The organism is Phytoactinopolyspora endophytica (assembly GCF_004138495.1).
Classification (GTDB): domain Bacteria; phylum Actinomycetota; class Actinomycetes; order Jiangellales; family Jiangellaceae; genus Phytoactinopolyspora; species Phytoactinopolyspora endophytica.
Genome location: NZ_ML142876.1, coordinates 11,987 through 24,947, shown reverse-complemented (window position 1 = coordinate 24,947; position 12,961 = coordinate 11,987). Strand labels below are relative to the sequence as shown.

10 protein-coding genes are annotated in these 12,961 nt (G+C 68.7%); 4 read left to right on the top strand and 6 right to left on the bottom strand.

The window, feature by feature from the left end; all coding sequences use genetic code 11:
• A partial coding sequence (gene mftF / locus ELR45_RS32260; RefSeq protein WP_205857700.1) for a mycofactocin biosynthesis glycosyltransferase MftF occupies positions 1-1,579 on the top strand: 1,579 nt, incomplete at its 5' end.
• A 137-nt stretch (positions 1,580-1,716) separates the two neighbouring features.
• Here mftF and ELR45_RS32255 read toward each other — a convergent pair.
• The gene (locus ELR45_RS32255) at positions 1,717-2,523 is read right to left on the bottom strand and encodes an IclR family transcriptional regulator (protein ID WP_129669970.1); all 807 of its coding nucleotides are present in this window, start codon (positions 2,521-2,523) and stop codon (positions 1,717-1,719) included.
• Positions 2,524-3,034: 511 nt separating this feature from the next.
• On the opposite strand from ELR45_RS32255, the gene ELR45_RS32250 reads away from it, so the two are divergent.
• Positions 3,035-4,375, top strand: a complete 1,341-nt coding sequence (locus tag ELR45_RS32250) for a phenylacetate--CoA ligase family protein (RefSeq protein ID WP_205857699.1) — start codon at positions 3,035-3,037, stop codon at positions 4,373-4,375.
• A gap of 195 nt (positions 4,376-4,570) precedes the next feature.
• Positions 4,571-5,728, top strand: coding sequence for an acyl-CoA dehydrogenase family protein (locus tag ELR45_RS32245; protein WP_129669942.1), 1,158 nt, complete (start codon positions 4,571-4,573; stop codon positions 5,726-5,728).
• A 65-nt stretch (positions 5,729-5,793) separates the two neighbouring features.
• Here the strand turns inward: ELR45_RS32245 and ELR45_RS32240 are convergent, their stop codons facing one another.
• The 5 genes from ELR45_RS32240 to ELR45_RS32220 all read right to left on the bottom strand — a co-directional run bounded on the left by ELR45_RS32240 (position 5,794) and on the right by ELR45_RS32220 (position 12,399).
• Complete coding sequence (locus ELR45_RS32240) at positions 5,794-7,113, bottom strand: Gfo/Idh/MocA family oxidoreductase (RefSeq protein ID WP_205857698.1); 1,320 nt, start codon at positions 7,111-7,113, stop codon at positions 5,794-5,796.
• A 49-nt stretch (positions 7,114-7,162) separates the two neighbouring features.
• A complete protein-coding gene (locus ELR45_RS32235; RefSeq protein ID WP_205857697.1) occupies positions 7,163-8,632 on the bottom strand; it encodes a mannitol dehydrogenase family protein in 1,470 nt (489 codons plus the stop codon).
• Positions 8,633-8,737: 105 nt separating this feature from the next.
• On the bottom strand, positions 8,738-10,198 hold the full coding sequence (uxaC, locus tag ELR45_RS32230; RefSeq protein WP_205857696.1) for a glucuronate isomerase: 1,461 nt from the start codon (positions 10,196-10,198) through the stop codon (positions 8,738-8,740).
• 70 nt (positions 10,199-10,268) lie between these two features.
• The gene (locus ELR45_RS32225; protein WP_129669940.1) at positions 10,269-11,306 is read right to left on the bottom strand and encodes a LacI family DNA-binding transcriptional regulator; all 1,038 of its coding nucleotides are present in this window, start codon (positions 11,304-11,306) and stop codon (positions 10,269-10,271) included.
• A 286-nt stretch (positions 11,307-11,592) separates the two neighbouring features.
• A complete protein-coding gene (locus ELR45_RS32220) occupies positions 11,593-12,399 on the bottom strand; it encodes a hypothetical protein (RefSeq protein ID WP_129669939.1) in 807 nt (268 codons plus the stop codon).
• A 326-nt stretch (positions 12,400-12,725) separates the two neighbouring features.
• Between ELR45_RS32220 and ELR45_RS41825 the strand changes: the two genes are divergently transcribed.
• Positions 12,726-12,961 (top strand): CarD family transcriptional regulator (locus tag ELR45_RS41825; RefSeq protein ID WP_276320759.1); only part of this gene is annotated, 236 nt, incomplete at its 3' end.

The following is a 12,961-nucleotide window of genomic DNA, read 5'->3' as shown; positions in this document are numbered from 1 at the left end:
AAGACCGCACTCCAGGCGTAGTCCGGGCGGTGAACCCGGGGCGTCGGGTACCGGCCGGTCAGGGGCGCCGTTGCCGGCGGGTTTCCGCGTCGTGCTCGACCCGGACACCGTGGTCGTGGAGGGTGGCCGCGTCCTCGTGGGCGGCGAACCGCGCCGGGTGCTCCGGCTGAGCGAGGCCGGTTCCCGCGCGTTCTCCGAGCTGCTCGGTGGACCCGTGCGGACACCGGCGGCCGGGGCCCTGGCGCGCCGCCTCGTCTCGGCCGGTGCGGCGCATCCCCGCCCGCCACTACGCCCGGGTGCGGGCACCGGCGCGCAGAGCGCCCGTCTCGGTGGCCGTGTGGCGGTGATCGTCCCCGTCCACGACCGGGCGGACCAGCTCGACGCGCTGCTAGGGGCGATGCGGGTCGATCTCGGCACAGGAACGGTCGCCGAGATCATCGTCGTCGACGACGGCTCCACCCGCCCCGCGGAGATCGCCGGCGTCGTCGCCCGGCATGGCGCCCGGCTCGTGCCCAGAGCGGTCAACGCCGGTCCGGCGGCCGCGCGCAACAGCGGGCTGGCAGCCGCCGGCGACGCCGATCTCATCGCGTTCATCGACAGCGATTGCGTTCCCCCGGCCGGCTGGCTGGAGCGACTCGCCGCCCATTTCGACGACCCGGCAGTCGGAGGGGTCGCTCCCAGGGTCTCCGGCCTGGCCCGGCGCGGGCTCCGGCGGCCGCTGCTCGACAGGTACGCGGCGGTGCGCTCACCACTTGACCTCGGTACCCGGGAGGCACTGGTCAGACCAGGCACGCGGGTCCCGTACGTGCCCACGGCCGCGCTCGTCGTCCGCCGGGAGGCGCTCGGTACCCCGGCGTTCGACGGCGAACTCCGGTACGGCGAGGATGTCGATGCCGTGTGGCGGATGATCGACGCCGGGTGGCAGGTCCGGTACCAGCCGGATGTCGTTGTCGGCCACGCGGAGCCGGGTGACTGGCCGGCCTACCTGCGCCGGCGGTTCCGGTATGGGACATCGGCGGGCCCGCTCGCCCGCCGCCACCCGGACCGGCTCGCCCCGCTGGTTCTGCAGCCGTGGCCGACGGCCATCGCTGCCCTCGTGCTGGCTCGCCGTCCCGGCCTCGCGGCCGGTGCCGCCGCCATGGCGACCGCACCGCTGGCACGCACATTGCGCGACTCCGGTGTGCCCGCGGCACACGCACCGCGGATGACCGCGCAGGCCGTGGGCTCCACCTTGACTGGGCTCGCGCGTGCGACGGCTCAGTTCGGCCTCCCCGTGGTCGTGCCTGCGGCCGTCCTGGGCGGCGCGCGGCGTGCACGGTCCCGGCGGGGAAGACGGCTCGCACTGCTCTCCGTGCTGCTTGCCTCACCCTGGATCCGCGAATGGGTGTCGCGACGGCCGGACGTAGACCTGCCGCGGTGGATCATGGCAGGTGTCGTGGACGACATCGCCTACGGCGCGGGCGTATGGGCGGGCGCCCTCCGCGCCCGCACCGGTGCACCACTCATCCCGCACGTCGGCCGCATGGGAGCGCGAAAGGCCAACCGCGGAACGGGGCCGTGCTCAGCGGCGCGGCCCTGAGCGACGGCATCAGAAGTCGCGCGGAATGGGCGATGAGATCGCCAGGCTCAAGCCCAACCGGGCCACAGCGGAACCGGGCTTATACGCCCGGCGTAACCCGCCGCCTGGAGATCTCATCGCCCATTCCGCGCGACCTGTCAGCTGACCAGCGAGGCGTGGGTCACGCGCCCGTGCTGAGGGTGCCTGCGTCGGGCGGGCTCGCGTGAGGACGCCGACGGCGCGCCCAGGGCGCGGGAGATACCTCGGGCGGTCGCGGTGAGCACGGGGACCAGACTGTGTGCGTTGGTGCCGTCCTGGTGCACCGTCAGCCCGAGCGCGGCCACCACCTCGTCCTTATGCCCACGGATCGGTACCGCCACCGCCATCACGCCCGGGGTCAGCTGTGACTCGGCGATGGCGGCACCCACCGTCCGGACGTCGGCCAGTACCGCCCGCAGCGACTTCGCGTCGACCAGAGTGTGGTCGGTGAACCGGGACAGCGGCGCCGCGAGCACCGCCTCTTGCTCCTCGGGTGATGCGTGGGCGAGCAACACCTGACCGGTGCCGGTGGCGTGCACGGGCCAGCGGCCTCCGAGCCGGCTCAGCACTTCGGCTCCGCCGCGGGCTCGCAGCGATTCGATGTACACCACCTTGTCGCCGTCTCGGACCGCCAGGTGAACGTTCGCGCGGGTGGCCAGATGCAGGTCGTCGAGGTACGGCTGAGCCAGCTCACGCAGCTGCAGGCCACGCGGTGCGAGGGCGGTGAGCTCCAGCAGCCGTAGCCCGACGACGTAATGCCCCCGATGGTCCCGCTCCAGGGCACCCCAGCGGTGCAACTCGCCGACCAGCCGATGGGCGGTGGTCAGGGTGAGCCCCGAGCGTCGGCTGATCTCGCTCAGCGACAGGACGGGATGCTCCGGGCCGAAGGCCTCCAGAACGGCGAGCACCCGTCCGGCTGCGGTCATCCTCGGCAGCTCGGTCACGGCATCGCCAGGTTGGACTTTCGCTTCTGACAGCACCATTGCCATCCCCCGGGTCGCGGTCGGTGTCCGTGAGGTCGTCGCCTCGTCGGCTTCCACACGGGCTCATGCGCGCGGTGTCGTCGCCGCGCGGGCAGGGCGCAGACTCGGCAGACCGCTCCTCTCGGCGGTCACTTCACTGCGCACCGTGTCAGTGGTGTTCCGTTCACCGTGCTGGACATAGGTCGCGTTCCGTTTACCGTGTCGAACCACGATGGGTGCCTGGCAACCACGGTGTCAATATGCGTTCCCGTTCCCTGGACGCCACCCCCTGTTCATGCGCACGGCGTGACGCCCGGCCGCGGCGATCTGGGCAGGCACTCCCCTTCCGTCTCACAGAAAACCCTCTCGCCCAGGCCGGAACGACTGGCCAAGGATGGCGCACACAAAGCCAGATCATGCTCACCATGCGACGTCGTACAGCTACCCGGAACCGGCGCACGGAGAGGAAACCCGCGTGGTTACTGCTCATTTCACCCAGCTCGAACGCCGTGGTGAGGCGTTGGCGATGCTGCGCGATCAGTTGTTCCAGCTTCCTGCGCGGTCACCGTTCTATGCGGATCTCTTCGCCGAGCACGGAGTGCGGGCGGCGGCGCTCGAGACGCTGGAGGACCTGACCCGGTTCCCGCTCACCACGAAGCAGATGCTGCGGGACAGCCAGGCGGTGGCGCCGCCGCTCGGGCGGCACGCCGGGGTGACGATGTCGGAGGTGGTCCGTGTCCATGCCTCGACGGGTACCACAGGTGCGCCGAGCTGGGTCGGGGTCACCCGTAGGGACGCCGCGGCCTGGACCGAGATGGTCGCGGCCGGGCTGCGTACGCAGGGGCTGAATCGCAACGACGTCGTCGTGCACGGCGCCGGGCTGACGCTGTTCGTCGGCGGGCTGCCGTTCCGCGACGCGATCGAGCAGATCGGCGCGACGATGGTGCCGATCGGCACCGGGGCCTCGGAGAAGGCGGTGCTGGCGATGTCCCGGCTGGGAGTCACCGCGCTGCACTCCACCCCGTCGTACGCTCGCTACCTCGCGGACTACGTCCGGGAGAAGCTCGGCCGGGATCCGAGGGAGTTCGGGCTGAGCAAGATCATCGTGGGTGGCGAGCCGGGTGGTGGCGAGCCGGCGTTCCGGGAGCACATCGCCACCGAGTGGGGCGCGCAGGTGACCGAAGGGCTGGGGAACGCCGACATGGCTCCGCTGCTGTTCGCCGAGGAGCCCGGCGCCGCTGGAATGCGCTTCGTCGGCGATAGCCACGTGCTCGCGGAGCTCATCGATCCGGACTCGGGCGAGCAGGTGCACCCCGAGCCAGGAGCGACGGGTGAGCTGGTGTACACCTCGGTCGACCGGCAGTGCTGCCCGCTGGTCCGGTTCCGTACGCGTGACCGGGTGAACATCACCGCGGTGACGGCCGACGGTGTGCCGCTTCTTCGCTGCGTCGGGCGTACCGACGACATGCTGATCGTGCTCGGAGTGAACGTGTTCCCGTCGGCGATCCGCGACGTCGTCCAGGCCGCGTACCCGCATACCTCGGGCGTGGTGCAGGTGGTGCTGCCGGCGCCGGGCCCGCGAGTCGACCCGCCGCTGCAGGTCGACGTCGAGTGGGGCGATGAGCCCGGCGACTTGAAGGAGCTGGCCCGGCGCCTGGAACGGATGATCCGGGATCGCCTGTCCGTGAGCACCGCTGTGGCGCTCGTGCCTCCCGGGTCGCTGGAGCGGTCCGAGATGAAGAGCAGGCTGACCAGAGTGGAGAGCGGCAACGGTCAGCGCGAAGCGGTGGGCCGGCTGCGGCCGGGCCCGGAATGAAGCGTCTCCGATCGCCACGATGCCCCTGTGTCCGACGGGGCGACTCGTACACTGGTGGGAATCGACGAGCTCCTCATCGATAGCCGTCCTCGGGCGAGAGGCGTGGATGTTCCTCATTTCCGCTGGGTGGTAGTCCTCTACCGCGTCCACGCGGCGTGGCTATACGGTGCCTGGCCTGTCTTACCAGGAGGATGAATGCGATCTGAGCTGTTCGACGACGAGCACGAGTCGTTCCGGCAGAGTGTGCGCGAGTTCGTCAACCGCGAAGTCACGCCGAATGTCGAGGTATGGGAGAACCAGGGCCGAATCGATGCGAAGGTGTGGAAGGTCGCTGCGGAACAAGGGCTGATCGGACTCGGCGTACCGGAGGAGTACGGCGGGGGCGGTTCGCCGGACTACCGGTTCCGGTGCGTGATCATGGACGAGATCGCCCGCGCGGGCGCCGCCGCTGTCGGCGTCGCGCTCGGTGGCTTCGACGACCTGATCGCTCCGTACCTGGTGGACCTCGGCACCGAGGAACAGAAGGAGCGCTGGCTGCCGGCCCTGTGCCGCGGCGAGAAGGCCGCGGCGATCGCGATGACGGAGCCCGGCGCGGGCAGCGACCTGCGTGGAATCCGTAGCTCAGCGGTCCGGGACGGTGACGACTGGGTTCTGAACGGCAGCAAGACGTTCATCACGGGTGGCGCGCGCGCCGACGTGATCATCGTGGTGGCGCGCACCGACCCGCAGGCCCGTACGTCCGGCGCGTTCAGCCTCCTGGTAGTCGAGTCTGGAATGTCCGGCTTCACCCGGGGACGGGAGCTGGACAAGCTCGGCCAGCGGGGCGAGGACGTCTCGGAGCTCTTCTTCGACGGCGTCCGGGTCCCCGCGGCCAACCTTCTCGGCACGCAGGGCGCGGGCTTCAGACACCTGATGGAGCATCTGCCCAGGGAGCGCATGTCCATCGCGTACTACGGCCTGGCGGCCGCGGAGGCGGCGATGGCATGGACGGTGGAGTACGTGCAGGGTCGGCACGCATTCGGTCAACCCGTCGCCCAGTTCCAGAACACCAAGTTCACACTGGCCGAGATCGCCACCGAGATCGACGTCACCCGGGCTTTCATCGACCGGGCAGTGCTGGCGCTGAACGCCGGCACGCTGTCCGCTACCGACGCCGCCAAGGCGAAGTGGTGGGCGAGTGAGCTTCAGCAGCGAGTCGTCGACCGCTGCCTGCAACTGCACGGTGGATACGGTTACATGCGTGAGTACCCCATCGCCCGGGCTTTCGTGGACGCGCGGGTCCAGACCATCTACGGCGGCACGACCGAGATCATGAAGGAGATCATCGGCCGCGATATCGTCGGCGCCCCATGACGTGTGTACGCCCGCCGGTCCCGGCAGGGACGGCGGACGTACGACGTCGGCAGTGGCCCCAGAGGCTACGGGAAGGTCACCAGATCCGAGATCGCCACGGGCAGACCGGTGGCGAAGGCGCGGTTGGCGGCCGCCCCGGTCAGCATCGCGTAGGCACCGTCGGTGTGCCCGGCCGCACGGCCCAGCGGGTCCGGCTCACGGCGCCGGCTGAACACGTCGGCCAGCAGCCGCCGGTCACCACCGCCGTGGCCGCCGCCGCCCTCTTCCTGGAGCTCTACGGCCTGCGGCTTCTCCCAGTGCGGCCGCAACGTGAGGCGGGTGCGGTCGATGGGTTCGTTTCCGGGCTGGTCGGCTCCGGCCGCGTTGGGGTCGATCACGCCGCCGGAGACATAGGAACGCTCTACGACGTCGAGTTCGAGCCGGCCCTTGGTGCCGTTGAACCCGACCCGGTAGCCCTCCCACGGCGAGTACGCCGTCAGGTGGTAGGTGAGAGTGGCCCCGGTGTTGTACCTGGCCAGCACCGCCATATCGTCCTCGATGCTGATCCCGTCGGTGAACACGTTGCGGTCCCGCACGTACCCGTCCTCATGCTCGGCGTCCAGGTACAGTCCCTTCAGCTCCGGCGATTCGGCCAGGTCGATGGCCCAGGGGTTGGTGGCGAGGTCGTCGCTGCCGTGGCTGCGGTAGCTGCGGGCCGCCTCACCGCGCGCCTCTGCGTTGTCCCAGCCGTAGAACTTCAGGCCGCCGAAGCCGAACACCGTCTCCGGCACGGCACCAAGCCACCAGTTCACCAGGTCGAAGTGGTGGCTGGACTTGTGGATCATCAACCCACCGGAGTTCCGCTTGTCCCGGTGCCAGCGGCGGAAGTAGTCCGCGCCGTGCCGGGTGTCGAGCAGCCATTCGAAGTGCACGGACACGACGTCGCCGATGGCGCCCGAAGCGATGATCTCGCGCACCTTGCTGTTGCGAGGTGCGTAGCGGTAGTTAAATGTCACCGTGAGGTCGCGGCCGGTGTCCGCCTGAGCGTCGAGAATCCGCTGACACTTGGCCTCGTCGGTGGTCAGCGGCTTCTCCGTGATCACGTCGCGGCCGGTCTTCATCGCTTCGACGATGTAGTGGTCGTGAGTGCGGTCCACGGACGTCACGATAACCGCGTCCACGCGCTGCTCGTCCAGCATCCGGTGGAAGTCCGACGCGTCGTAGGCCGGCACGGGGTCGGCGTGGAACTCGTCGGCGAACCACTTGTTCTGGAAGTCCATCCGGGTCTGGTTCACGTCGCACAGAGCCGCCAGCTCACCGTCGTCGCGGTGGTCGGTCAGCAGCGCCCGCGTGTACATCCGCGACCGGGACCCGAGCCCCACGATCGCGTATCGCTTCTTCCCCATGGTCATGCTCCTTGGTGAGTTGTTGTGCTGTCGTGCCGCTGACCGGCGCTCACAGGGTGCTCAGTGTGTCGGCGACGCCGAAGTCACGAAGCGACCCATACCATGATGCGACCGCCCTGACCAGCTCGTCGTCCTCGGCGAGGTCCTCGCCGAAGATCTCGGTGACGCCGAAGACCCCGCGCACCGTCTCCTCGGCGGGGACCGCGCGCTGGATCAGCGAGATCAGCCGCTGAGCCATCGGGTCGGAGACGTCGAGCAGGCGCCCGTCGTCGTCCCGGCCGAGGAGGAACCGCATCCAGGCCGCGACCAGCAGCGCGCCGACGGCCGGGGTGGCGCCGGCGGCACGCCGTTCCCGGACAGTGGACAGGATGCGCTGCGGCAGCTTCTGGCTCCCGTCCATGGCGACCTGGGCGGTCCGGTGGCCGAGGGCCGGGTTGGCGAACCGGTCCAGCACGTCCTCGCGATAGGCGGTGAGGTCCATCCCGTCGGGTGCGACGAGCGTAGGCATGGTGTCCTGGTCGGAAAGCTTCCGCGCCGCGCCTTCGATCCGCGGGTCTGCAAGCGCTTGTGCGATGGTCTCGTAACCGGCCAGCGCTCCAAGGTACGCGATCAGTGAATGGGTGGCGTTGAGCAGCCGGAGCTTGACCCGTTCGTATCCCGCGACGTCCCGGGTGAGGGTGGCGCCTACCTTCTCCCATGCTGGGCGCGGCCCGAGGAACTCGTCGGTGATCACCCATTGGATGAACGGCTCGGCGACGACGACCGCCTCATCCCGGAGGCCGAGCAGCCGCCGGACCTCGTCGCGGTCGGCGTCGGCGGTGGCCGGCACGATCCGGTCCACCATGGTAGAGGGGAACGTCACCTGCCGCTCGATGAACTCGCGGGTCCGCGGCGCGTCTGCGCCGGGCAGCCGGTCCGCGAAGTCGTGAACCAGCCGGTGCAGGACCGCGCCGTTGTCGCTGAGGTTGTCGCACGAGATGAGCGCGATGGGTCCGGCGCCCACGGCGGCTCGCTTCTGCAGGCCCCTGACGAGCTGACCGACGACGGTCACGGGTGTGTGGCCGTCCAGGTCGGCCTGGATCTCGGGGTCGAGCCGGAGCCGTCCGCCGTCGGCCCGGTATCCCTTCTCCGTCACGGTCAAGGTCACCGCGTGGACGCCCGGGTCGGCGATGGCGTCGATGATCGGCTGCGGATCCGCCGCGGCGGACGCGGTGCCCCGGATCACACCGACGACGCGTGCCACCGGATCTGCGTGTGTCGGCCGTTCGAGCACGCTGTACAGACCGTCTTGAGCCGCCAGCTGATCGGTGACCGTCGCGGAGCGCTGGCTGCTCGCGAGGATCCCCCATCCGTGGTCACCGTTCTCGGCGAGCTTATGGGTGTACCAGGCCTGGTGCGCCCGGAAGAACGCGCCGGCGCCGAGATGCACCAGGCCGACGCTGAGGTCTTGTGGATCGTAGCCAGGTCGAGCCGGCTCGGGAACGCTGGTCAGGTTGGCGAGGCCCAGACGATCGGTCACGTGATGCCCTTTCGAGTGTCGCGTGTTCGGTGCGGAGTGAGAGTCACGACAGGATGCCGTGGAGCGGGGTCCTGGACGGCTGCTGGCCGCGGCACCCGGATGACCTCACAGCCGGTACACCTCCTTGGCCCGGCCGTACGCCAACGCGTGGGCGACCTCATGCGCCTCGTCAAGCGCCATCCGGTGCTCGATGACGAGCTGCGCGAGGTAACCGCAGTCGATCCGCCGTGCGACGTCATGCCGGACCGGGATCGACGCGAAGGCACGCGTGTCGTCGTTGAACCCGGCTGTGTTGTAGAAACCGGCGGTCTCCGTGACGAGCTCGCGGTACCGGCGGATGCCGTGCGGGCTGTCATAGAACCACCAGGCCGGCCCGAGCTGCATCGCCGGATAGTAGCCGGCGAGGGGAGCGAGCTCGCGCGAATACGCGGCCTCGTCGAGCGTGAACGCGACGAAAGTGAAGCCGGGCTCGTTGCCGTATTTATTGAGCAGCGGCTTGAGGTGGTTCACGTAGTCGGTCGGGCCGGGGATGTCGGCGCCCTTGTCCAGACCGTAGCGGTCCAGCAGGCGCCGGTCGTGGTTGCGCACCGAGCCCGGGTGTAGCTGCATGACGAGGCCATCCTCGAGGCTCATCTTCGCCATCTGCATGAGCATGTGACCACGGAACTGTTCAGCGTCAGTGGCGTCGTACTCACCTTCGGTGACCCGGCGGAACAGCTTCTCCGCGTCGGTCTCCGACAGTTCCACGGTGTAGGCGCTCGGGTGGCCGTGGTCGGTGGCGGTGGCACCCATCCGGCGGAAGTGCTCGCGTCGCTGCCGGAGCGCCGTCAGGTAACCGATATACGACATCGTGTCCTGGCCGGTCACCTCACCCAGCAGCTTCAGCGACGCGTGGAACGTCGGCTGGTCGGGGTCGAGGACCTTGTCCGGCCGGTACGTCGGGATGACCTTGCCGGTCCAGGCATCGTCCCGGATCCGTTGGTGGGTCTCGAGCCGATCGGTGGCGTCGTCCGTCGTGGCGAGTACCTCGATGTTGAACCGCTCGAACAGGGCCCGTGGCCTGTATTCCGGCTGGGCCAGCCGCTCGAGCAGCTCGTCGTAGACGTGGTCGGCGGTATCCGCGGCCAGCCGAGTGGTGATTCCGAACACCTCCGCGAGCTCCATCTCCAGCCAGATCTTGCTGGGGGTGCCGCTGAAGAGGTGCCAGTTCTCGCAGAGCCGCTTCCATACGCGTCGGGAATCGGTCTCTCGCTGCTCTCCATCGACGTCGACCAGCCCCAACTCTTCGTGCGGGATGCGTGCCGAGTGCAGCATCCGATGCACGTAGTGATCGGGAATGATGAACAGCCACGCCGGGTCGGGGAACGGCTCGTCGTCGGCCAGCAGCGCCGGATCCACGTGTCCATGCGGACAGAGCAGCGGAAGGTCTCTCACCTGCGCGTAAAGCTCTCGTGCCACCGTCCGCACCGACGCTTCCGGTGGCAAGAGACGGTCGTCGTGCATGTCCACTTCAGCCATTACCCACTCCTTGCCCAGCTTTGACACCTGTGCCCGTTCGGTGGTCACTGGCGCCAGCATAGCGGAAACCGGTTTCATAACAGAACCGCTATCTCCGATGACGTGTGGGCGGTGATGCTCAGCGGGAGGGTGCGGGGCCCGTGCTGCCCCTGACCTCTAGGCGAGGGCGGACGTGGACGTTCTCCTCAGGACTCTTGTCGTTCATCAGTGCCCAGAGTCGTTCCCATGCCTGCGGGCCCAGCTGGTCCATCGGGACGGACGCGGTGGTGAGCGGGGGTGTGGTGTACCGGACGAACGGGATGTCGTCGAACCCGACGATCGACATCTGCGCAGGCACGTTGATGCCCAGCTCGTGCAGCCGGCTGAGAGTTCCGAAGGCCACCAGGTCGTTGTAGGCGACGACGGCCGTGACCTGAAGATCAGTGAGCTGGTCGGCGACGGCGTGACCGTCGGCGAACGTGGCGCCGCATGGCAGCTCGACCAGTTCGAACGTGCCCTCAGCCGCCTTGTGCAGCGCCTGCACCCGGGCATGGTTGGATGCGCTGGTGTCCGGCCCGGCAAGGTAGGCCAGGCGACGATGTCCCAGGCTGAGCAGGTGCGTGACCAGGTCCCGGATTCCCGCCGCGAAGTCGATGGTGAGCGACGGCGTGGCGAATCCGGGCAGCTCCCGGTTGATCAGCACGAACGGTGCGAGCTGAGGGGCGAGGTCGAGGAGCTGCTCGGCGGGCATGCGAGGCGCGCAGAGCACCAGCCCGTCACAGCGTCGGCGCGCCTCGATGGCGAGCACTGGCTCCTCATGGAGGTTCTCATTCGAGTCCGCCACCAGTAGCCGGTAGTTCTCTTGGGCCGCCGCGTCGGTCAGGCCGTGCAGGATCCCCTGGAACATGGGGTTGCCGAGGTCCGGAACGAGCATCGCGATGATACCGGTGCGGCCCAGTGCCAGGCTCCGCGCCACCGGGCTTGGTGCGTATCCGAGCTCTTCAGCGGCGCGTCGCACGCGTTGGGCCAGGTCCTGGGCCACCCGCGGGTTTCCATTCATCACGCGCGACACGGTCGCTCGGGAGACGCCGGCGGTCTTGGCCACAAGCCCGATCGTCACGCGCTCGACCGAGACTTGGGCGTGTGCTCGTTCAGAACTCTGAGAGCGGTTACTCATATTCTGCCGCGTCCTCACCTCTGACCAGTCGGATGTGATGTTCCGAGTAGATCACATAGTCGCCCACATGCCGGTATTATCAGCGTCGTTCGAGGCCGGAACAGTACCGAACGTGTATCCGACCACGCCAACAGGCGTCGCTGGTGAGCCGGCAGACACGTGCTGGTGAGCAGCGTCGGCGCCGTATGTCATGTGCCGCCGACGGTCACGGACCTCCGACGGTCACCAGCCGGCCATCGGGTGGCAAGCAGCCGATCGTCCCGGCCGATGGCCGGTGAGGACGTGGTTACCCGGCCTCGGCATCGTCCGGGGAGCCGGTGCCCGCACCGTCGTCCCCGTCTTCGGCGCCCTCGGTTCCCTCGTCGTCCTCCGACGCACCAGCCTCGGCATCGTCGGCCTCGGTAGAGTCATCGCTCGTGCCGTCGTCACCTGCGGCGTCGTCCGCGGCCTCGTCGTCCGGGGTCTCGTCGTCCGAGGGCTCGTCGTCCGAGGGCTCGTCTGTGTCGGCTTCATCGGTCTCGCCCGAGTCTTCGCCGTCGTCGCCGGACGTGCCGCCGTCGTCGGAGCCGTTCCCGGCCGGTTCCTCGGTCTCGAGTTCTTCAGGCTCGGTCAACGTGACGTTGGCGTATCGGCCCTCCGGCTCCTTGACGATGGCGTCGACCGTCGTCCGGGGCGCATCCTCGAACCGGAACTCGACCTCGACCAGCTGCCCGGGAACCAGGTCGACGCCGTCGAGTGCGACCTGGAGGGACTCCGGGCCGAGCGCCGCGTATCCGTTCTGCGGTATCGCCAGCGGACCGTCCGTAGGCTCCGCGGTCACCTCGGCGATACGGACCTCGAGCAGGTCATCGGCCGCGCCGCGGTTCGCGAACGACGTGAGGACGGTGGCCTGGCCGCTGGGAGCCGCGATCACGACGACGTTACGCAGCCCGATCTCCCCGGCCTCGGCCGTCACACCGTCATACCGTGGGTACCAACCCTGGGTCTGCTCGTGCATCTCGCAGCCGGCGAGCATGAGTACCAGCGCCGGAGCACTGGCCAGGACGAGGCGCCTGAGCCGTGGCGAGCGACGTGGACGGGCGGCAGACTTCACCGGTACTCCTTGACTTGACGCAGCTTTCGCTTGAATGAGCCGGACTCAAGGGTATCGAGCGGTGTCCGGGCCGGCGTGAGGAGGTGGTGAGAAGTTCGGCCGAGGGCGCGCTCCGACGCACTCTGTCCTACCGTTGACCACGGTAGATGGAAGATGCTCCGCCGTCGCCGCGGCCAGGCTGCCTGCGTTTCCGTTGTGTTGCTGATCACCCGCAAGCACGTCGCTCGCCGATTGTCAAGCTCGAGTTTCCCCTCTGACCAGCGCAAACGCTCTAGAGGTCTGGAAGAGTCGTGCTATCCTTGTCGTGGGAAAGGGGACAGGAACATATGACTTTCAAGGTCGGCGAGACGGTTGTCTACCCGCACCACGGGGCTGCGCTGATAGAGGCGATCGAGTCCCGGGTCATCAAAGGAGAAGAGCGCCAGTACCTGGTCTTACGGGTCACGCAAGGTGATCTGACTGTCAAGGTCCCGGCGGATAACGTTGATCTTGTCGGTGTGCGCGACGTGGTCAACCAGGACGGGCTGGACCGGGTGTTCTCGGTCTTGCGCGCTCCTCATAC